This is a genomic window from Actinoplanes couchii, from assembly GCF_016862075.1.
Taxonomy (GTDB): domain Bacteria; phylum Actinomycetota; class Actinomycetes; order Mycobacteriales; family Micromonosporaceae; genus Actinoplanes; species Actinoplanes couchii.
On the sequence record NZ_BOMG01000086.1, the window covers coordinates 154,317 to 175,129 of the forward strand.

The 20,813-nt window shown below is 69.6% G+C and carries 18 protein-coding genes; 12 read left to right on the forward strand and 6 right to left on the reverse strand.

What is annotated here, in order from left to right; all coding sequences use genetic code 11:
* Positions 1 to 35 precede the first annotated feature (35 nt).
* Positions 36 to 2,246 (forward strand): hypothetical protein, encoded by a 2,211-nt coding sequence (locus tag Aco03nite_RS53390; RefSeq protein ID WP_239145702.1) that lies wholly within the window; start codon positions 36 to 38, stop codon positions 2,244 to 2,246.
* On the opposite strand, the gene Aco03nite_RS35020 is transcribed toward Aco03nite_RS53390, so the two are convergent.
* The 3 genes from Aco03nite_RS35020 to Aco03nite_RS35030 form a co-directional block, all read right to left on the reverse strand.
* Positions 2,214 to 3,764: a glycosyltransferase family 87 protein gene (locus Aco03nite_RS35020; RefSeq protein WP_203803288.1), complete on the reverse strand. Its 1,551-nt coding sequence runs from the start codon at positions 3,762 to 3,764 to the stop codon at positions 2,214 to 2,216. The two genes, Aco03nite_RS53390 and Aco03nite_RS35020, sit on opposite strands and share 33 nt — an antisense overlap.
* 109 nt (positions 3,765 to 3,873) lie before the next feature.
* The gene (locus Aco03nite_RS35025) at positions 3,874 to 6,540 is read right to left on the reverse strand and encodes a transglycosylase domain-containing protein (RefSeq protein ID WP_203803301.1); all 2,667 of its coding nucleotides are present in this window, start codon (positions 6,538 to 6,540) and stop codon (positions 3,874 to 3,876) included.
* Between the two features lie 169 nt (positions 6,541 to 6,709).
* Positions 6,710 to 7,174 carry a DUF5318 domain-containing protein gene (locus Aco03nite_RS35030; RefSeq protein ID WP_203803306.1) on the reverse strand — a complete coding sequence of 155 codons (465 nt, stop codon included), beginning with the start codon at positions 7,172 to 7,174 and terminating at the stop codon, positions 6,710 to 6,712.
* Positions 7,175 to 7,333: 159 nt separating this feature from the next.
* Here Aco03nite_RS35030 and Aco03nite_RS35035 point away from each other — a divergent pair, with 159 nt between their 5' ends.
* Both Aco03nite_RS35035 and Aco03nite_RS35040 read left to right on the forward strand, forming a co-directional pair.
* Positions 7,334 to 7,999 carry a PadR family transcriptional regulator gene (locus Aco03nite_RS35035; RefSeq protein ID WP_203803319.1) on the forward strand — a complete coding sequence of 222 codons (666 nt, stop codon included), beginning with the start codon at positions 7,334 to 7,336 and terminating at the stop codon, positions 7,997 to 7,999.
* A gap of 20 nt (positions 8,000 to 8,019) precedes the next feature.
* Positions 8,020 to 9,099: an inositol-3-phosphate synthase gene (locus Aco03nite_RS35040; RefSeq protein WP_203803336.1), complete on the forward strand. Its 1,080-nt coding sequence runs from the start codon at positions 8,020 to 8,022 to the stop codon at positions 9,097 to 9,099.
* A 33-nt stretch (positions 9,100 to 9,132) separates the two neighbouring features.
* Here Aco03nite_RS35040 and Aco03nite_RS35045 read toward each other — a convergent pair whose 3' ends face one another.
* Positions 9,133 to 9,597, reverse strand: coding sequence for a methylated-DNA--[protein]-cysteine S-methyltransferase (locus Aco03nite_RS35045; RefSeq protein WP_203803339.1), 465 nt, complete (start codon positions 9,595 to 9,597; stop codon positions 9,133 to 9,135).
* Positions 9,598 to 9,611: 14 nt separating this feature from the next.
* Positions 9,612 to 10,256, reverse strand: coding sequence for a hypothetical protein (locus Aco03nite_RS35050; RefSeq protein WP_203803342.1), 645 nt, complete (start codon positions 10,254 to 10,256; stop codon positions 9,612 to 9,614).
* 103 nt (positions 10,257 to 10,359) lie between these two features.
* On the opposite strand from Aco03nite_RS35050, the gene Aco03nite_RS35055 reads away from it, so the two are divergent.
* Both Aco03nite_RS35055 and Aco03nite_RS35060 read left to right on the forward strand, forming a co-directional pair.
* Positions 10,360 to 10,872: a SigE family RNA polymerase sigma factor gene (locus Aco03nite_RS35055; protein ID WP_203803345.1), complete on the forward strand. Its 513-nt coding sequence runs from the start codon at positions 10,360 to 10,362 to the stop codon at positions 10,870 to 10,872.
* Positions 10,869 to 11,882 (forward strand): WD40 repeat domain-containing protein, encoded by a 1,014-nt coding sequence (locus Aco03nite_RS35060; protein WP_203803348.1) that lies wholly within the window; start codon positions 10,869 to 10,871, stop codon positions 11,880 to 11,882. Before Aco03nite_RS35055 ends, Aco03nite_RS35060 begins: the two co-directional genes overlap by 4 nt.
* On the opposite strand, the gene Aco03nite_RS35065 is transcribed toward Aco03nite_RS35060, so the two are convergent.
* Positions 11,879 to 13,303 (reverse strand): CCA tRNA nucleotidyltransferase, encoded by a 1,425-nt coding sequence (locus Aco03nite_RS35065; protein ID WP_203803367.1) that lies wholly within the window; start codon positions 13,301 to 13,303, stop codon positions 11,879 to 11,881. The two genes, Aco03nite_RS35060 and Aco03nite_RS35065, sit on opposite strands and share 4 nt — an antisense overlap.
* A gap of 57 nt (positions 13,304 to 13,360) precedes the next feature.
* Between Aco03nite_RS35065 and Aco03nite_RS35070 the strand changes: the two genes are divergently transcribed.
* From Aco03nite_RS35070 to trxA, 7 genes are all read left to right on the forward strand, one after another.
* Positions 13,361 to 14,239, forward strand: a complete 879-nt coding sequence (locus Aco03nite_RS35070) for a hypothetical protein (protein WP_203803370.1) — start codon at positions 13,361 to 13,363, stop codon at positions 14,237 to 14,239.
* Positions 14,240 to 14,290: 51 nt separating this feature from the next.
* A complete protein-coding gene (gene murJ / locus Aco03nite_RS35075; RefSeq protein WP_203803381.1) occupies positions 14,291 to 16,030 on the forward strand; it encodes a murein biosynthesis integral membrane protein MurJ in 1,740 nt (579 codons plus the stop codon).
* A gap of 233 nt (positions 16,031 to 16,263) precedes the next feature.
* Positions 16,264 to 17,823 carry a protein kinase family protein gene (locus Aco03nite_RS35080; RefSeq protein WP_203803396.1) on the forward strand — a complete coding sequence of 520 codons (1,560 nt, stop codon included), beginning with the start codon at positions 16,264 to 16,266 and terminating at the stop codon, positions 17,821 to 17,823.
* Positions 17,824 to 17,860: 37 nt separating this feature from the next.
* On the forward strand, positions 17,861 to 18,523 hold the full coding sequence (gene sigM, locus Aco03nite_RS35085; RefSeq protein ID WP_239145703.1) for an RNA polymerase sigma factor SigM: 663 nt from the start codon (positions 17,861 to 17,863) through the stop codon (positions 18,521 to 18,523).
* Entirely contained in the window at positions 18,520 to 19,359 is an 840-nt protein-coding gene (locus Aco03nite_RS35090; protein WP_203803399.1) for an RsmA family anti-sigma factor, read from the forward strand. The genes sigM and Aco03nite_RS35090 overlap by 4 nt, the downstream gene beginning before the upstream one ends.
* Positions 19,360 to 19,483: 124 nt before the next feature.
* Positions 19,484 to 20,443: a thioredoxin-disulfide reductase gene (trxB, locus tag Aco03nite_RS35095; RefSeq protein ID WP_203803402.1), complete on the forward strand. Its 960-nt coding sequence runs from the start codon at positions 19,484 to 19,486 to the stop codon at positions 20,441 to 20,443.
* Positions 20,444 to 20,459: 16 nt separating this feature from the next.
* Complete coding sequence (gene trxA, locus Aco03nite_RS35100) at positions 20,460 to 20,783, forward strand: thioredoxin (protein WP_203803405.1); 324 nt, start codon at positions 20,460 to 20,462, stop codon at positions 20,781 to 20,783.
* Positions 20,784 to 20,813 lie beyond the last annotated feature (30 nt).

Genomic DNA, 20,813 nt, shown 5'->3' on the forward strand with positions numbered 1-20,813 from the left:
GGCGGGTGACTGACGCATTGCCGCCGGGGAGGGTCATGACCGAGAAACCGCAGCCGCCCGCGCCCGTGAAGCGGCGGCGTTTCGGTCTCTTCCGGAACCGGCCCGCCCCCGCTCCGGCAGCGGTCGGGGTGGCGACGGCACCCACCCCGGCACCGGCCGCACCGGCTCCGGCTGTTCCAGCCGCCCCGGTCCCCAAACAGCGGGGCAAGCTGCCCACCGAGCGTCCGGCCGGCGCGCCGCCCGACCCGTGGACCGCGTTCGCCAGCACCCCGGAGAGAGGCCCCGGGCGGATCCGGCGCGGCTCCCGGTGGCTCGGGCGGAACCTGGTCCACGAGTACGCGCTGGCGATCTACGCCTCCTGCCTGGTGGCCGTGGCGATGACCTGGCCGGCTCTGCGCTACCCGCTGTACACGCTGCCGCAGGACCTCGGGGATCCGTCCCGTCAGGCGTGGCAGGTCTCCTGGGCCGGGCACATCCTGAGCACCAATCCGGTCAAGCTGTGGCAGTCGAACGCCTACTACCCGGAGCCGTTCAACTTCGCGTTCGGCGACAGCCTCGTCGGCTACGCGTTCGCCGGGATGATCGGAACCGGTCCGGCCGCCGCGATCCTCCGCTACAACGTGCTGTTCGTGCTGGCCCACGCCCTGCTGATGTTCGGCGCCTACGTGCTGGTGCGCCAGCTCGGCGCCCGGCCCACCGGGGCGGCGGTGGCGGCCGTCGCGTTCGCCTACGCCCCGTGGCGGCTGGCGCAGGAGGGTCACCTGGACATCGTCTCGGCCGGTGGCATCCCGCTGGCGCTGGCACTGCTCGCGCGGGCCCACGGCTATTCGCTGCGCTGGGGGCTGCGGCCGGAGCGCCGGCACGCCGGGTGGGCGGCGGCCGGTTGGCTGGTGGCGTGCTGGCAGCTCATGCTCGGCTTCTCGCTGGGCGTGCCGTTCGCGTACGTGCTGGGCCTGCTCCTGATCGTGATCTTCTGCGCCGCCGTCTACCGGCACGTGCGGCGGCTGCTGGCGGACCGGGCCGCACGCCGGGCCGTGAGATCCGAGCCCGCGGCCGCCCCGATCACCGAGAAACCGGTCGCCGAGTCGGAGGTCGCCAAGGCCGCCCGGATGGACGCGGTGGCCGGCACCCCGGCGGTGGAACCGAAGGGCCGCCGCCGGTGGCTGCTGTTCGGAGCCCGGCAGCCGGTGACCGAAAAGGCCCGGAAACGGGCCGCCGCCCGGGCGCCCCGGCCGCGGCCCGCCCCGCCGAAGAAGCCGTCCACCGCCTGGTGGCTGTTCGTGGTCAACGCCCTGGGGGCCCAGACGTTCGTCGCGGTCGGTTCGGTGCTGGCCCTGCCCTACGTGCGGGCCCTGGACACCGGCTCCCGGATCGAGGAGATCACCTTCTTCTCCCCGCCGCTGCGGAGCCTGCTGATCGGCCCGGCCGAGTCCCGGATCTGGGGCGCCGCGCACGCCACCCCGCGGGATTCGCTGGGCTGGGCCGGTGAGATGACGCTGCTGCCCGGGTTCGCCCTCTACGCGCTGGCACTGGCCGGCCTGGTCCTGTCGGTCTGGCGGCTCCGGCACCGGCTGATGCTGGTCGCCGGCCTGGCGGTCGCGGTGATCCTCACCCTGGGCACGACCTTCTTCGGTGGCCGGTGGACGTACCTGCCGCTGTTCGGTCACTTCCCGGCCTCGTTCGACCAGCGTGTCCCCGGGCGGCTGATGCTCTGGGTGACGTTGCTGCTGGCGATCCTGGCCGCGGGCGCCGTCGACGCCCTGGTCCGCCGGACCGAGCAGCTGGCCGCCCAGCGGACCCCGCCGTGGCCCGGGCCGTGGCTGCGCCTGGCGACTCTGACACCGCTGGTCCTGGTCCTGGTCGAGGGCTGGAACCTGACCGCGCACCCGGTCGTCCCGGCGCAACCGGCGTCGATGCGGACCGTCGCCGGACCGATGCTGGTCCTGCCGACCGCCGACCTGAGTGATCAGACCGTGCAGCTGTGGACGACATCCAAATTCCAGCAGATCGCCAACGGTGGCGGTACGTTCGCCGCCCAGCAGCAGACCGAACTGCGGGCCCGGGTCGCGAACTTCCCGGACGCCGCCAGCTCGGACTACCTGATCTCGATGGGCGTCACCAAGGTCCTGCTGCTGCGCGACATGGTCGCCGGCACCCCCTGGGAGGTGGCCGCCGACCGGCCGGTGGACAGTCTCGGCATCCGCCGTGAGGACCTAGAGGACGCGGTGGTCTTCTACCTCAACTAGGTCCCGCTCGGCTCCCTTGTCGACGGTGTCGACGGCCGGCGCCGGCGGCGCCTCCGCGGACGGGCCCATGCCGAAGACCCGGCGCACCCCGGTGACCCAGGGGTGTTCGGGGCCGTCGACCCGGCCGCCGTCCGGGTCCGCGCCGTCGTAGCTCGCCCGCACGTCGTCCAGCTCCGGGCGCAGGATCTCCCGCACCACCAGGCCGACCAGGACGGCGACCGTGACCAGGCGCGCCGTGGAGGCGAGCACGAAGGTGCCCTCCGGGATGACCGACTTGCCACCGGCGCCGATCAGCTCGGCGTAGAACGCGGCCAGGTAACCGATCTCGGCGATGGTCCAGGCGATGATCGCGCCCCACTTCGGGCGGGCCAGGACGATCAGCGGGAGGAGCCAGAGCACGTACTGCTGGGACCAGACCTTGCTGAACAGCAGGAACGCGGCCACGATCAGGAAGGCGAGCTGGCTGAGCCGGGGCTTGCGCGGGGCGAGCAGGCCGAGCAGCAGGATCCCCAGGCAGCACAGGGCGAACAGCAGGTACGACAGGACGTTGAGCGTCGGGATGTTGTCGCTCAGCCACTGGAACGGGCCCTGGTCACCGGCCTCACCGGAGTTCCACTTGCCGTCCAGGTACCGCCCGATGTACCAGAACGTGCCCCAGTCGATCGGCCGCTCCGAGTTGAGCCGGAAGAACCGCAGCCAACTGTCGTGCCACAGCACCATCACCGGCAGGTTGACCAGCAGCCAGGTGACCCCGGCGGCGACGAAGGCGCTGACGAACGACCGCAGCCGGCCGCTGCGCAGGGCCACCACCAGGATCGCCCCGAGGATGAACAGCGGCCACAGTTTCGCCGCGCCGCCGAGACCGAAGAGGACACCGGCCCAGATCGGGCGCTCCCGGACCCACAGGTAGAGCCCGAACGCCCACAGGCCGATCGCCAGGTAGTCCCAGTTGATGGTGGCGGTGACCAGGACGATCGGGGAGAGCGCGAGGATGGCCGCGTCCCACGGGCGCCGGCGGCGCAACGCGAGCAGGACGGCCACGGTGGCGATCGCGAGCAGCGACAGCACCAGGGCGTTGATGTTGTAGAACCAGCTGCCCTGGTTGATGTCGGGGTGGGTCTTGCCGTACTCGTGGACCGGCAGCCCCAGCGCGCCCATGAAGTAGCCGGTGACGACCGGGTACTCGACCGCGTGGTCCTTGTACGGGACCTTGCCCTCGTTGATGCCCTCGGCGTAGTAGAGCGCCAGCACATCGGTGTAGCAGTACCGGGTGTACTGGGTGTTGTTCTGCCAGGTGCCGTCCATGCAGGGCGACTTCTGCACCCAGGAGAAGGCGAGCACCAGACAGGCCAGCGCCATCACGATCCGCGGCACGGTCCAGAACCGCCCGGGCCGCGTCTCCGGTGGCACCGCGTGCGCGCCGAGCGGCCCCCCGATGGCTTGGGAGAGTCCCCGCACAAAACCGTCCGAGGTGGCACTCGAGACGTCAGGCCGTTCGGTGGGCGGTTGGGCGCTCATGTCTTGGCATCATGCCGCATCGGTGGCCGGGAAGGGCGACCGGCGCGTCCTCATGAGAAAACGGCGCCCACCTCGTCCGAGATGAGCGCCGTTTCCTCAGTGTGCGTCGTCAACGATTGCCGCGGCCTCCGCCGTTGCCGTTGCCGTCGTTGTTGCCGACGTTCTCGTTCTCGTTGCCGTCACCGTTGTTGTCGCCGTCGTCGTCACCGTCGCCGTTGTTGCCGCCGCCGTTGTTCTGGCACTGCGGGTCGTCCGGGACCACCGCGCAGTACGCCGAGTTGTCCTGCTCCGGCTGCTCGACCTGGACCGGCTTGACACCGTTGCCCTTGTCGTCCTGACCGGTCTTCACACCGGGCGGGAAGGACTCGTTGTCCCACTTCATCGCCTCGGCCGAGGTGTCCAGGAATTCCTTCCAGATGGACATCGGCGTTCCGGAGCCGAACATGTTGTCGCCGTTCGACTCCTTCAGGGCGACACGGTCCTGCGCGCCGCCGACCCAGACGGTCGCCGCGAGCTGCGGGATGCCACCGACGAACCAGGTGTCACCACTCAGGCTCTTGCCGTCGACCTTGATCTCCCAGGTGCCACTCTTGCCGATCGACGGGCGGCCACCGGCCAGCGGCTTCTTCTTCGCGATCTCCTTGAGCACGTCGGCCAGTCCGGCCATCTGGTCGGCGGCGAAGACCCGCTTCCCGCTCTTGGAGGCGGTGTAGATGACCTTGTTGCCGCCGGTCTTGGCGTCCCGCTGGCTGATCGACTTGATGAAGTGCGCGTCGTGCTTGACGCCCTGGTTGACGATCGTGGCGACACCCGCGGCGTGCTCGAGCGGGACGACACGGTACTGACCGAACGCGACCTCGTTGTCGAAGTTGTTGTTCAGCTTGGTCGCGTTGGCGTTGTTCAGGTCGATCTTCTCGAAGTCGTCGTTCCACATGGTGTCGACACCGGCCTGGTGGGCCGCGTCGATCACCTTGTCCGACCCGAGGGTGTCGGCGATCCAGTAGAACGGGAAGTTGTACGACTTGATCGTGCCGGTCCGCAGGTCACAGAAGGCGATCTTGCCGCCACAGACGGCGCCCGGGTCCGCGCCGGCGTTGCTGATCTTGCCGCCGCCCTTGCGCTCCTTCGTGCCGTCCCAGACCGTGTCGAACGACATGTCCGCCTTCAGGCCGGCCGCCAGCGTGTAGATCTTGAACGTCGAGCCGGGCGACTGACCCGCCTTCGGCAGCACGCCCTCACCGTTGCCGGACATGTAACCGGCGTAGTCGGTGCCGGTCGGGTCGTCCCCGCCGTACATGCCGAGGACCTCACCGGTGCCCGGGTCGATGCCGATCACCGCGGACTGCATCTTGGCCGACCGCTTGTACAACGGCGAGGTCTTGCTCAGCCGCGAGCCGGCCTTCTCCGCCGCCGCCTGGATCTTCGGGTTGATCGTGGTGGTGACGGTGTAGCCACCCTTTTCCAGCATCTCGTCGGTGATGCCGAGCTTGTGCAGCTCGTACGTCACGTGCCGCATGACCACGCCGACCGGCTTGCCCGCGGTGTTGTTGCTGCTGGTCTTCTTGTTCTCGTTGACGGTGGGGTACTTCCGGGCGTCGTACTGCGCCTTGGTGATCGCCCCCATCTCGTACATCTTGCCCATGGTGTATTCCCACCGCTCCAGGGCGCCCTCGGGGTTGTTCGCCGGGTCGTATCCCTTGTGGGTGCTGGTGGCGTAGGGCTGCTTGATGATCGAGGCGAGCACCGCGGCCTGCTCGATGGTGATCGGCTTCTTCGCGTTGTTGATCACCGAGGTGCCGAAGTAGCCGTTCGCCGCCGCCTCCGCGCCGTACTTGCCGCGGCCGAGGTCGATGTAGTTCAGGTACATGCCCATGATCTGCGTCTTGGAGTACTCCGACTCCAGCTTGCGGGCGATGACCGCCTCACGCAGCTTGCGGCTGTAGCTGATGTCCTTCTCGTCGGCGATGTGCCGGGCGTACTGCTGGGTGATCGTCGAGGCGCCCTGCAGCTCGCCGCCGGTGAAGTTGTTCCACGCGGCGCGCATGATGCCCTTGAAGTCGATGCCCTCGTGGGTCCAGAAGTTGTTGTCCTCGGCAGCGGCGACCGCGTCCTGCATCACCTTGCTGATCTGCTCCGGCGGCACGTTGATACGTGGTGAGCCGGTCTGCTCCAGCAGCTTGCCGTTCGACGTGTAGATCTTGTTCATCTGCGCCTCGGCCTCGGCGGCCGGGAGCTTCACGTCGTCGAAGAAGTAGGTGCCGCCGACGATGCCCACACCGAGCATGATGACCAGCACCGCGGCCGCGGCCGTCAGGATGTTGGCGCGGCGGTGCTTCTTATCGGCCTTGTTCTTGGGCTTGCGGCCACCGGAACCACCCGAGCCGCCGCCGAAACCACCGGAGCCACCACCGGGCGGCCCGCCGCCACCGGGTGGCACCGAGGCACGACCACCGACCTGTGCCGCGCCCACCGAGGCGCGACCACCGACCGCGGCCGCGCCGACGGAGGCACGGCCGGGAGCGGCCGGGCTCACCGACGCCCGGCCCGGGCTCGCCGAACCGACCGAGGCGGAGCCCACCGAGGCCCGGCCCGGGCTGGCGGACCCCACCGAGGCCCGGCCCGAACCGCCGACCGGAGCGGCGCCGGATGGACGCCGATAGGCGCCCGGACCCGGACGGCCCTCGTCGGCCGGCTCGTCGCCAGGCGTGGAAGCAGCGGACGGCCCGGGCACTTTGGCCCGGGCTCGTGCGTTCTGCGGATCGCCGTACGCGTTCATTCCCTCACACCTACCGGTCGCGGGGGCGCTGCCCGGCGGCCCGGAAGGGCCGCCCCGGCACTGCGCCTCGATCGGGCGTCATGGGCTGCGGTCCCGGCAGCCCCCTCGTCTGTCTTCGTTGACCGTGAACCGGCCACAAACTCGTACACGTTAACGGGATCGATCCGGTTCACCGCCGGACCTCCCCGCTCTGTGACGGACCATTCCGGCGGGATCCCCCACCGCCGGACGAGACCATAACTTCGGTCGGCAATGTCTCATCGGTGACGAGGCCGTCACGGCCGAGTACGAACCTCTCGATGAGGTGGTTCCACGAGCACGAGCGGCACACCTCGACCACGAAGACCTGGAACTCACGCAGAGTGACCGCCAGGTCGGGCAGCTCGGCCAGTTTCCGGGCCTGACCAGCGGACTGCTTGAGCTCGTCGCCATAGACGTAATGCACCAACGTCAGGTTTTCCCGGCGGCAGATCGGGCATCGCTCTTCGGTCGGCTCGCCGTGGAACGTCGCAGCGTTTCTCAGGTAAGGAGACGCGTCACACACCTCGAGCGTGCCGATCCGGCCGTTTCGAACGTCACGCAGGACTGCCCGCCTCTGTAGCGAGTAGTCGACTATCTGCCGCTGCGTGCGCATGGCGACGAGAGTACGCGGTTGCCGGGCCAGCGGCGACCGCCATCACGCACAGTGGCGTGACGACTGCGCTGGCGGGCCGAGTTGCGTGTCCGGCGGTCCCGATTTACCGTTGCGATGTATCGGGCCGATACATCGGGACCACACCCAGAGGGAGGGCCAGTGCTCGACATGGCGATCCTCGGTCTCCTCCAGGAGGCCCCGATGCACGGTTACGAGCTCCGCAAGGAGCTGGCCACCAAACTCGGCACGATCCGGGCCGCGATCAGTTACGGCACCCTCTACCCCACGCTGAAGCGGCTGAAGCTGGCCGGCTGGATCAGCGAGGCGGCGGCGGAGGGCGACACCGAGGTCGTCCCGGTGATGACCAGCAAGCGCGGCCGGGTCGTCTACAAGATCACCGCCGAGGGCAAGGAACACTTCGCCGACCTCCTCACCCAGACCGGCCCGGAGACGTACGACGATGCCGGTTTCGGGGTGCACTTCACGTTCTTCTCCCGCACCGACCGCGCCACCCGGCTGCGCATCCTGGAAGGCCGTCGCCGCCGCATCGAGGAGCGGCGCGAGGGCCTGCGCGAGATCCTCGCCCGCGCCGCCAACCGGCTCGACGCCTACACGCTGGAGCTCCAGCGGCACGGGCTGGAGGCGTGCGAGCGCGAGGTCCGCTGGCTGGAGGAGCTGATCACCAACGAGCGCTCCGGCCGGGCCCCCGCCGCCCGCAATCGCGCCGGCCTCACCGGCGCCCCGAGCACCGCCCCCGTCGCCGACCCGACGACGACCGGGGCGGCTTCCCCAGAGACACCGCGTCCCCAACAGGACCGGCCGTGACGAACAAGGAGGAAAACGCGATGGGCTCCGTTCGCGTCGCCATCGTCGGTGTGGGTAACTGCGCCTCGTCCCTCGTGCAGGGCGTGGAGTACTACCGGAACGCCGACCCCGATGACCGCGTCCCGGGTCTCATGCACGTGACCTTCGGCGACTATCACGTCTCCGACGTGAAGTTCGTCGCGGCGTTCGATGTGGACGCCAAGAAGGTCGGCATGGACCTCAGCGAGGCGATCGTCGCCAGCGAGAACAACACCATCAAGCTGACCGACGTGCCGCCGTCCGGCGTCACCGTGCAGCGCGGCCCGACCTTCGACGGCCTGGGCACGTACTACCGCGAGATCATCGAGGAGTCGCCGGCCGAGCCGGTCGACGTGGTGCAGGTTCTGCGGGACGCCGAGGTCGACGTCCTGGTCTCCTATCTCCCGGTCGGCTCCGACGAGGCGGACAAGTTCTACGCGCAGGCCGCCATCGACGCCGGTGTGGCGTTCGTGAACGCGCTGCCGGTCTTCATCGCCTCCGACCCGGTCTGGGCGAAGAAGTTCGAGGACGCGGGTGTGCCGATCGTCGGCGACGACATCAAGAGCCAGGTCGGCGCCACCATCGTGCACCGGGCGCTGGCGAAGCTGTTCGAGGACCGCGGGGTCGAGCTGCTGCGCACGTACCAGCTGAACTTCGGCGGCAACATGGACTTCATGAACATGCTGGAGCGCAACCGCCTGGTCTCCAAGAAGATCTCGAAGACCCAGTCGGTGACGTCCCAGATCCCGCACGAGATGATCAAGAGCGACGTGCACATCGGCCCGTCCGACCACGTGCCGTGGCTCGACGACCGGAAGTGGGCGTACATCCGCCTGGAGGGCCGGTCCTTCGGTGACACCCCGCTGAACGCCGAGCTCAAGCTCGAGGTGTGGGACTCGCCGAACTCGGCCGGCGTGATCATCGACGCGGTGCGCGCCGCGAAGATCGCCAAGGACCGCGGGATCGGCGGCCCGATCCTGTCGGCGTCGTCCTACTTCATGAAGTCCCCGCCGGTGCAGTACAGCGACCACGACGCCCACGCGTCGGTCGAGGCGTTCATCAAGGGCGACATCGAGCGCTGACCTTGTTCCACCGGGCCTGGAGCCGGCTGATGCTCAGCTCCAGGCCCGCTGGAAGGCGACCGCGGCCTCCAGCTCCAGCAGGATGCGTTTGCGGTCCAGGCCGCCGCCGAAACCGACCATCTTGTTGCCGGCGCCGACCACCCGATGACACGGCACGATCACCGGAACCGGATTGTGGTTGCAGGCCGTGCCGACCGCGCGGGCCGCGCCCGGATCACCCAGGGCGGTGGCGATCGCCCCGTACGTGATCGTCTCGCCGTAGGGGATCTTCGCGATCTCGGCCCACACCGCCCGCTCGAACTCCGACCCGCCGCGCATCTCGAACGGCACGGTGAAATCGGTCAGGCCCCCGGCGAAGTAGGCCTTGAGCTGGTCCAGCGCCGGATGCTGTGCGGACGGATCCGGCCGGGTGGCGAAGGCGGCGAACCGCACGCCCACCACGGCCGGACCGTCGACGGCGACTCCGAGCGGCCCGATCGACGTCTCGATGACGAACATGCCGCCCAGTCTGCCTACTTCACCTTGACGGCGTCGACCGCGGAGGCGGCGTTGCGCGCGCTGCCACCGGCGTAGACGGCCTTCCACACGCCGCTCTTGGTGGCGGTGAACGCCTTGGTGTAGACACCCTTGGCGTTGGTCTTGGCGGCGCCCTTGTAGGTGTAGGTGGAGGCGCCGGTCGCCTGGAAGTAGATCTTCACCGTCGTACCGGCGAGGACCTTGCCGTTGACCTTGAGAACGCCCTTGGTGGTGAGCTTCTTGCCCTTGACCACCGGCTCGGGAGCGGCGTTCAGGGTCAGCGACGACGGCCGCTTGAGGTAGATCGACTTGGTGACGGTGTTGGTGGAGTCGAATTCGGTGCTGCCGGTCTTCACCACGACGCCGTAGACGTCGGCGGTCCAGCGCCCGGCGGTGTCCTTGCCGCAGAGGTTCAGCGACCCCTTGTAGGTGGACGTCGTGCCGACCTGGGTGAACTTCTTGCCCTTGACGATGTCGCCGCTGCCGGCCTTGGAGCCGAGCACGAACGTGCTCTTGCTGACCGCGACGGACTTGACGGTGATCTTCAACGGGGCGGCCTGGGCGGGCGACGCGGCGAACAGCCCGGCGGCCGGCGTGAGGGCGAGAAGAGCAGCAAAAACGCGATTGCGTACGGAGGTCACCGCAGCAATGTAGAACGCTACCGTTCCGACGTCACCAGCTTTTCGGACGATGCATGCAAACATTCCGACCCGTGCCGCGTCTGACCCTTTCGGAGGTGACCGGTTGAGACAGTCACTCGAAGACGAGTTCACCGCGTTCGTCGCGGCCCGGGGGCAGTCACTGCTCCGGATCGCGCACGCGCTCACGGGGGATCCGGACGCCGCGCAGGACCTGGTGCAGGGCGCGCTGGCCAAGGCGTACGCCCGATGGCCCCGGATCCACGGGGACGCCGAGGCGTACGTACGGAAAATCATCTACAACGACCGGGTGTCGGCCTGGCGCCGGCCCGTCCGCCGCAACGAGGTGTCCGTCGCCGACGTGCCGGAACCCGCTGTCGACAACCGTCACGACCAGGCCGTCACCGACCGGATCACGGTCCGGGAGGCGCTGCTGTCACTACCCACCCGCCAGCGTGCCGTGCTGGTGATGCGCTATCTGGAGGATCGCAGTGTCGAGGAGACCGCCGAAATGCTGGGATGCCGGCCCGGCACGGTCGCGAGTCAGGCCTCCCGGGCTCTCGACAAACTCCGCGCTCTGGTTGGTGACCAGCGTGTCGCGATGGGAGGAACCCGATGAAGGAGTTGGAGGAGATCGTGGGGGCAGCCGTCCGGGATCTCGCGGACGACGCGCCACCGCCGTTCGACCTGGCCACCGCCGCGCGTACCCAGGGACGCCGGATCCGTCGCCGGCGCCGGACCGCGATCGGGTCGGCCGCGGTCGCGCTGCTGCTGGTGGCGGCCACCCCGTTCGTCGTCTTCCGGCAGGAGCGGGAGGCGCTGCCCGCCGCGCCCACCCCGTCGCCGTCGGTCGCCGAGAAGGACTGGTGGGATCAGCCCTACCAGTTGCCCGGCGGTTTGATCGTCACGGCTCTCACCGGTAGTCAGAACGACAACATCATGCTCGACCGGCTGACCGGCACCTACTGGCAGATTCCCCGGGCCTACGAGATGGTCTGGGGTTCGCCGACGGCCACCGGCGCGGTCGTCTCCGACGGCAGCACCCTGCGGGTCCTGCACGGGCCGGACTCCGCGACGAGCAGCGTCAGCAACAAGGTCGGCTTCTCGCCGCAATGGTCGCCGGACGGCGACCGGGTGCTGACCACCGGTTCGAAGGAGTACGCCATCTGGGAGGTCGCCGCCGGGCAGGGCCAGCGGATCCAGAAGGCGCCGTTGCTGCGGGACTGCAAGGTGATCTGCTATTTCACCTGGCTGCCGAACGGCAAGGAGATCGCTCTCCCACAAGCCTCCGGCGGTATCGTCGTGCTCGACTCCGAGACCGGCAATGAACTCCGAACGCTGCCCGTTCAGGGATCTCCGGCCGGACCAGGCGCCTGGTCACCGGACGGCCAGTTCGTGATCGTCGTCGACGCAGCCGACCTGAAAGGACCCCGGCATGTCGTCGACGTGCGGCACGGGCAGGTCATCGGCACCGTTCCCGACTCGACCCTGCACTTCCTGGACGACGAAAGGATCCTGTCGATCCAGGACACCACCGCCGAGGTGTACGACGTGAAGGGGCGCCTGCTCGAGACGCAGACGCTGCCGGCCGCGTTCGCCGGCCGGACCGTGAGCGTCGGGCGCCCTTAGAAGCCCTGCTCCTCGGCCCATCGAAGAAGCTCCGCCTCGGCCTCGTCGCGGTCCAGCGGCCCCCGGTCGAGCCGGAGCTCCTTCAGGTGCCGCCACGCCTGCCCGACGATCGGGCCCGGCGGCACCCCGAGCAGCTCCATGATCGCGTTGCCGTCCAGGTCGGGGCGGACCTTGGCCAGGTCCTCCTCGGCCGCGATCCGGTCGATCCGCTCCTCCAGCGCGTCGTAGTCGGCGGCCAGCCCGGCGGCCTTGCGACGGTTGCGGGTGGTGACGTCGGAGCGGGTCAGCTTGTGCAGGCGGGAGAGCAGCGGGCCGGCGTCGGTCACGTACCGGCGCACCGCCGAGTCGGTCCACTCGCCCCGGCCGTACCCGTAGAACCGCAGGTGCAGGGCGACCAGCCCGACCACCTCGGAGGTCACGTCCTTCGGATATTTGAGCGCCTTCATCCGCTGTTTGGTGAGCCGCGCGCCGACCACCTCGTGGTGGTGGAAGCTGACCCGCCCGTCGCGGCCGACCGCCTTGGTGGCGGGCTTGCCGACATCGTGCATGAGCGCGGCCATCCGCAGCACGAAGTCGGGGCTCTCGTCACCTTCCAGGCGCATCGCGTTGCTGACCACGATCAGCGTGTGCTCGTAGACGTCCTTGTGCTGGGCGTGCTCGTCGATCTCCAGCTTGAGACCGGCGATCTCCGGCAGGAAGCGGTCGGCGAGCCCGGTGTCGACCAGTAGGCGCAGGCCGGTCAGCGGGTCGGCGGCGCACATCAGCTTGGTGAACTCGTCCCGGATCCGCTCGGCGGTGATCCGGTCCAGGTCGGCGGCCATGTCCGTCATCGCGGCGAGGACCGGCGGGTCGACGGTGAACCGCAGTTTCGCGGCGAACCGGGCGGCCCGCAGCATCCGCAGCGGGTCGTCGCCGAACGACTGGGCCGGTGACGCGGGCGTCCGGATCACCCGGGCGGCCAGGTCGTCGAGCCCGCCGAACGGGTCGGTGAACTCGTGGCCGGGCACCGAGACGGCCATCGCGTTGATGGTGAAGTCCCGCCGCGACAGGTCGTCGTGCAGCGAGTCGCCGTAGGAGACCACCGGGTTGCGGGTGACCCCGTCGTAGGCCTCCGCCCGGTACGTGGTGATCTCGATCCGCAGCCCGTTCTTCTGGATGCCGATCGTGCCGAACTCGCGACCGGTCTCCCAGATCGCGTCGGCCCAGGAGTCGACCACGGCGAGGGTCTGCTCGGGTCGCGCGTCGGTGCAGAAGTCGAGGTCGTCACCGAGGCTGTCCAGCAACGCGTCCCGGACCGAGCCACCGACCAGGTGCAGCTGGTGTCCGGCGTCGGCGAACCTCCGCCCGAGCTCATCGGCGACGGGGGACACGCGGAGCAACTCGGCTACCGCTTTCTGCTGGGCGGTGTTCAGTACAGACATGGGGTCACCAGGGTATCCGTATTGGGGTCCTGGGCTGTCGCCGGGCAGGATGACCGCGTGCCCGTTTCCGAGGTTGTGCAGCGCCTGATCCTGGATCCCGACTTCTGGACCGGCGGGCTGACCGGCGACGACGACCTGCCCGCCACCGTGCGCGTGTCGTTTCCGGTGGTCGCCGACTACGCCCTGGTGCTCGACATCGATCTGCCGTCCGGCGACCGGACGCTCGGTCTGCGGCTGCCGTCCTCCACCGAGCCGGTGCAGCTGGGCTGGGCGCCGGCCGGTGGTCCGTACCCCGCGGCCCTGCGCTGGTGGGAGCTGGAATCCTTCGCCCGGGTGATAGCCCTGGACGACCCGACGCTGCCTCATCCGGGTGTGGTGGTGGCCCTGTTGTCGCCGTTCGTCCCGGCCGGGCCGGAGGACGATCCGGGCGGGATCGCGGCGGTGCGGGAGGCCGCGTACCGGTCGCTGGTCCGGGAGGTCCCGGTGGTCGAGCCGGCCGGCCCGGAGCAGGCGCCGTTGCCGCTCTTCACCGGCGAGCACTGGTGGCCGGCGCCCCCGGTGCCGTCGCCGCAGGTCCTCGACGAGGCCACGATCGCTGCGCTCAGCGCCCCGGCGTTCGCGTCGCTCCAGGTCCGCGTGGGCGAGCGGTTCCCGCACGAGGACCTGGCTTTTCTGGTACGCCGGACCGACGCCGCCCTGGCCTCGGTGCCCGACCTGCTGGGCTGGACCGGCGCCGGCCCGCTGGCCCGGGAGATCGTCCGCTCCGCCGACCTGTCGGTGGTGCCCGCGCTGCTCGGTGTCCTGTCCGACGCGGGCTGTGACCACCCGACCGTGCTGGACGCGCTGAGTGAGCCGCTGGTCGCCCTGGAGGCGTACTGGATGGTGGAGACGCTGGCCGGCGCCGAACCCGGCACCCTCCTGCGTCGGCACGCGTGACATTTGGGCTTTAGGGTGGCTGCATTGATCCGGCAGGGTTCTGGAGGCTTGGTGAACGGCGGCCTGTACCGCAGCACACACGCGGCACCGGACGGTGAGCCCGCGGAGCAGGAGGGCGTCACGGTCATGTCCGTGGACGGTCCCGAAACCCCGGGACAACCCGACGAACAACAGAGCAGCGGCGGCGGTACGGCCGGGCAGAGCGCGATCATGGCGATCGGCAGTCTGGTCAGCCGGCTGATCGGTTTCGTCCGCAACGCGCTGATCGGCATGGTCCTCGGCCAGGCCGTCGGTGACGCCTACACCGGCGCCCAGTTCCTCCCCGGCCAGATCTACGAGCTGCTGCTCGGCGGTGTCCTGTCCAGCGTGCTGATCCCGCTGCTGGTCCGGCGGCGCAAGACCGACGAGGACGGCGGCCAGGAGTTCACCCAGCGCCTGCTCTCGTTCGCTGTGATCATGCTCGGTGTGGCCACCCTGCTGGTGGTCCTGGCCGCGCCGTTGATCACGGCGATCCAGACCAGCAGCGACGACACTCCGCTGGAGTTCCGGAGCCTGGTCACCTCGTTCGCGTACCTGATCCTGCCGATCATCTTCTTCACCGGCCTGTCCGCGCTGATCGCCGCGGTGCTGAACGTGCGCGGCCACTTCGCCGCGCCGATGTGGGCGCCGATCCTGAACAACCTCGTGGTCATCGCGGTGTGCGGGGTCTTCCTGGTGGTCTTCGGCACCGACAAGGAGCTGACCCCGGCGAACATCACCACCGGCGAGATCGCCCTGATCGGCGGCGGCACCCTGCTCGGCATGGTGGTGCAGGCGATCGGCCTGCTCCCGGCCCTGCGCAAGGTCGGTTTCCGGTGGGCCTGGAAGTGGAGCCCGCGGCAGCTCGGCCTGGGCGAGATCGGCAGCCTGGCCGGCTGGATGCTCTGTTACGTCGGCGCCAACCAACTCGCCGTCTTCGCCCTGGTCCGCGCGCTGAACAGCGCCGGCGGCGAGAACAACCCGGGCGCTCTGGCCTTCAACAACGTCTTCCTGCTGATGATGATGGCGCACGGCATCATCGGTGTCTCGGTGATCACCGCCCTGCTGCCGAAGATGAGCGCGGCCGCCGCCGACGGCCGCCTCTCCGAGATCAGCGACGACCTGAACCGCGGGATCAAGCTGGTGTCCGCGGCCCTGGCCCCGATCGTGGTGGTCTACGCGGTGCTGAGCGGGCCGATCGCGGTCTTCCTGTTCCAGGGTGGCCGGATCACCAACGGCGACGCGCTGGCCATGGGGCAGGTGCTGACGGTGGCCGCGTTCGCGGTGCTGCCGCTGTCGATCAGCTTCCTCTGCACCAACGCGTTCTACGCGCTGCAGGGCAACAAGACGGCCGCGCTGATCAACCTGCCGGTGGTCGGGGTCCGGATCGCCGGCTACTTCGTGCTCGCCGCGGTCCTGAACGAATCCCTGGTCGCCGCCGGCATGACCGCGGCCAACGGCATCTCCTACCTGGTGTCCGCGCTGATCTCGCTGGCCGTGCTGCGGCGCCGGATCGGCCGGCTGCACCTGGGTTCGGTGCTGGTGGGGCTGCTCAAGGTGGCGTTCGCCGCCGCGGTCGCGGGCGGGGTGGCCTACCTGGTGGTCCGGTTGCTCCCGGGTTCGGGCGCGCCGGACGGCCGGATCGAGGCGATCACCCAGATCGCGGTCGGCGGCGTGGTGATCCTGATCGCCTACCTGGGAACCGCCCTGCTGTTGCGGGTCCAGGAGGTCAGTCAGGTCGTCGGGATGGTGCGCCGGAAGATCGGCCGCTGATCTGCGGAGCAACCGTCCTGAACAGGTGATTCCGGACGTTGCTCACACCGTTTCGCCCGGTTCGCCGGGTTGTCCACTGCTGCCGCGCCGGGGGGACGACCTGCCGGAGCATGGCCCCGTGCGGGTATGGTCGGTGTCGTCATGTACGCGGGAACATCGTTCCATGTGCGGAGACCTGCGTGCCGAGTCGCGGCACCCGGGGACACAAAGAATGCACCACCTAGGGAGGACTGGTGACCCAGGTCGGCGAAGGCCACGAGACCGCGGCCGACGAGGCCGGACCGGTCTTGACCTTCGGTGCACCCACCGCCGGTGAGATCCTTGCCGAGCGCTACCAGCTGGAAGAGCACGTCAACAATGACAGTGCGGGCCGGCAGGTGTGGCGAGGCATCGATGTGATCCTCCGGCGAGCGGTCGCCGTGGTGCTCCGGCACCCGGGCGGTGACTCAGCCACCGAGATGCTTCAGGCCGCGGTCGCCGCGAGCCGGGTGATCCACCCCAACCTGGTCGGCGTCTACGACGCGATCGACGAGGAGCAACGGGCCTATGTGGTCCGGGAGTGGGTCGACGGCGAGTCGCTGCGGGATCTGATCGCCGCCAACGGTCCGCTGGACCCGGCGCGGGCGATCGCCATCGCACACTCGGTGGCCGACGCGCTCACCGCTGTGCACGCCACCGGCATGGTGCACGGCAACGTGCACCCGGGCAGTGTGCTGATCGCCGACGACGGCCGGGTGGTCCTGGCCGACGCGCGCGCCGACTCGTCCGACACGGTCGAGGGCGACGTCCGCGCGGTCGGCGGCCTCCTCTACTTCGCGCTCACCAGCCACTGGCCGCACTCCGAGGTGCGCGAGTCCGCACTGACCGACGCGGTCCGTGACGCCGACGGCAACCCGGCCGCCCCGCGGTCGAGCCGGCCCGGTGTCCCGGCGTACCTCGACGATCTGACCATGGACCTGCTCGACCGCCGGGTCGCGGCGCCGGCCTCCGACGCGCTGACCGCCGAGCTGGGCCGGTTGGACGCGGCGGCCGCCGCCGAGGACGACGAGTTCGAGGACGTCGGCCCGCTCCGCTTCATGCAGAGCGGTGGTTCGACGTCGAGCGAGCCGTCCAAGACCGCACCGAAGATCCTGATCGGGGTCGGCGCGCTGATCGTGATCGCGATCGTCGGCCTGGTCTTCGGCATCCGCGCGATCACCGGCACCAGCAGCAGCGACGGGACGAACACCGCCGGCGGGGACACCTCGGCCCAGACGCCCACCGGTGACGGTGGCGAGCCGGTCACCCCGCTGCCCGAGCCGAAGAAGCTCGAGCTCACCGCCGACATGGTCCGGCTGGTCGACGCGCCGCCCGGCGACCGCACCGACGCCGACGAGGCGAAGCTGACCGTCGACGGCGACATGGACACCGGCTGGTCCACGCAGACCTTCAAGGGCGCACCGAACTTCGGCAACACGAAGGAGGGCATGGGCATCCTGATCAACCTGGGTGAGGCCCGTGCGCTCTCCGAGGTGCGGGTGTTCACGTCGGTGCCGGGTGTGACGATGGACGTCCGGACCGGCACGTCGGACCCGGGCAACAGCTCCAAGGGCGACAAGCAGCTGCTCAAGGACTACAAGTCGCTCTCCGACGAGAAGCCGGAGAAGAGCACCGGCAACAAGTGGTTCTACAGCGTCTCCGACTCGAACACGAAGTACCAGTACGTGCTGGTCTTCCTGACCGAGCTGCCGCAGAGCGAAGAGGGCAGCGGCTACAAGGTCACCGTCAACGAGATCGAGCTGTACGGATACTGAGACCTCGTCGGCTGCTCAGGTGCACTAGATTGCTGACGTGACTCTCCGCGATGGGCCACCCAGCTCGGCGCCGACTGACGTCGAGCTGGTCCGTGCCCATGTCGAGGGCGATCCGGACGCGTTCGCCGAGCTGGTCCGCAGGCACCGGGACCGGCTCTGGGCGGTGGCGCTGCGGACCGTCGGTGACCGCGAGGAGGCCGCCGACGCGGTCCAGGACGCGCTTCTCAACGCGCACCGCAACGCGGCGAGATTCCGGGGCGACGCCGCGGTCACGACCTGGCTGCACCGGATCGTGGTGAACGCCTGCCTGGACCGGATGCGCCGCCGGCAGGCCCACCCGACCGTGCCGCTGCCGGACGGCAACCGCGACGACGACCGCCCCACCGGCCCCGAGCCGGTCGCCCCCGCCCCGGACCAGGACACCGTGCTGGTGGTGCGGGACGCGCTGGCTGCGCTGCCGGCCGATCAGCGGGCCGCGATCGTGCTGGTGGACGTGCAGGGTTACGGGGTGGCCGAGGCGGCCGAGATCCTCGGCGTGGCGGAGGGCACGATCAAGAGCCGGTGCGCCCGCGGCCGCGCGCGGATGGCGATGACGCTGGGATATCTGCGCGGGAACCGAAACGACGGCGGGACCGTCTCATCCAGGTCGGAGGCGGCGGGTTCGCTGCCGAACGGGTCTGAGCGGAGGGAGCCGCGGTGACGGGCGCCGAGTTCGAGGGGGTCGACTTCGACCTGCTCGCCGACTTCGTCGGTGGCGCTCTGGACGGCACCCCCGACGGGCAGCGGGTGGCCACGCTGGTGGCCGAGGACCCGTCGTGGCGGGCCGCGTTCGAGGCGCTGGGGCCGGCGATGGCCGCGGTCGGCGGGGCGCTGGAGGCGTTCGAGCCGGAGCCGATGCCCGCTGATCTGGCGGACCGGCTGGACACGTTGCTGCGGACGGCGGAGACGCCGGTGGAGCCCGTTCCCGTCGTACCCACCAATGTCGTGGATCTGGAAAGCCGGCGCCGGGCCAGACGGTGGGCCGCGCCGCTCTCGGTGGCCGCCGCGGTGCTCGCGTTCGCGGGTTTCGGCGCCACCTGGTGGGTGTCGAACCAGTCGATGGACAACAGCGAGAGCACTGCCGCGGCGGGCAGCACGACCGCCGAGCAGGCCGGCGCGCTCCCGGCGTTCGCGGTGACCAGCTCCGGCACCGACTACACCGCGGCGACCCTGCCGGACGCCCCGATGAGCGAGACGCTGTCCACCGGCCTCGCCCTGCCGGACGAGAGCGCTCCGGCGGCGGCCGTGCCGAAGACTCCCGGGCTGAGCCGCCTGGAGGACCCGTCCGCGCTGGCGGCATGCGTCGATGCGATCACCGTGGCGAACAGCGGTGGGACGCTCGCGGTGGAGTCCGCGGACTTCGCCCGGTTCGACGGGACACCCGCGGTGGTCTTCCGGTTCAGTGCCGCCAACGGCGTCTGGGCTTGGGCGGTCGGCCCCGATTGTGGCTTGCCGGGTGCGGGCGCCGACACCCTCCAGAATCTCCCGGTACGCTGACCGCATTCCCCGCGTGAGGTCGGACACCAGCGTGCGCTGGGGAATGGCGAATGCCAGTACGACGTTCTAGCGTGCAGTGTCGCCGGCCTATTCGTCCGGCGGAAAACAGACTGAGGAGTCGGCAGTGGACGAGGTCCGCAATCTGATCATCATCGGTTCCGGACCGTCGGGCTACACCGCGGCGTTGTACGCGGCCCGGGCCGAGCTCAAACCCCTGGTGATCGAGGGCGTGCAGTCCGGTGGCGCGCTGATGACCACCACCGAGGTGGAGAACTTCCCGGGTCACCGCGACGGGATCATGGGTCCCGAGCTGATGGACAACATGCGGGCCCAGGCGGAGAAGTTCGGCGCCGAGTTCCTGACCGACGACGTCACCCGCGTCGAGCTGGGTGACAAGCCGACCGAGGCCGGCACCGAGGGCCTGAAGACGGTGTGGGTCGGTGAGCAGCAGTTCTTCGCCCGCGCCGTGATCCTGGCGACCGGTTCCGCGTGGCGCCCGATCGGCGTGCCCGGCGAGCAGGAGCTGCTCGGCCACGGTGTGTCGGCGTGTGCCACCTGTGACGGCTTCTTCTTCCGCAACCAGCACATCGTGGTGGTCGGCGGCGGCGACTCGGCGATGGAGGAGGCCACGTTCCTCACCCGGTTCGCCGAGACCGTGACGATCGTGCACCGCCGCGACAGCTTCCGGGCCAGCAAGGTCATGCAGAAGCGCGCCCTGGACAACCCGAAGATCAAGGTCGAGTGGAACTCGACCGTCGAGGAGATCATCGGCACCGACGGCAAGGTCACCGGTGTCCGCCTCAAGGACGTGAACTCCGGCGAGACCAAGAACCTCGACGTGACCGGCGTCTTCGTGGCGATCGGTCACGACCCGCGCAGCGAGCTGTTCAAGGGCCAGGTCGAGCTGGACGACGAGGGCTACGTGAAGGTCGACGCGCCCAGCACCCGGACCAACGTGCCCGGCGTGTTCGCCGCCGGCGACCTGGTCGACCACACATACCGGCAGGCCATCACCGCGTCCGGCACCGGCTGTTCCGCGGCGCTGGACGCCGAGCGCTTCATCGCTTCATTCGTAGAGCTGTAAGACCCGGGAGGTCCCAGTGGCAGGAACCAAGGTCGTCACCGACAAGACGTTCGACAGTGACGTGCTCCGCTCCGACAAGCCGGTGCTGGTGGACTTCTGGGCCGAGTGGTGCGTGCCCTGCAAGAAGGTCGACCCGCTGCTCGCCGAGATCGCCGCGGAGATGGGCGACAAGCTGGAGATCGTCAAGGTCAACATCGACGAGAACCCGCAGATCGCCATGCAGTACCAGGTGATGTCGGTACCGACGCTGACCATCTTCAAGGACGGCGAGCGGGTCAACTCGATCGCCGGTGCCAAGCCGAAGAGCTTCCTGGTCAACTTCATCGAGTCGTCTCTCTGATCAACTCAGGTCACACGCCCCGCGCCCCGG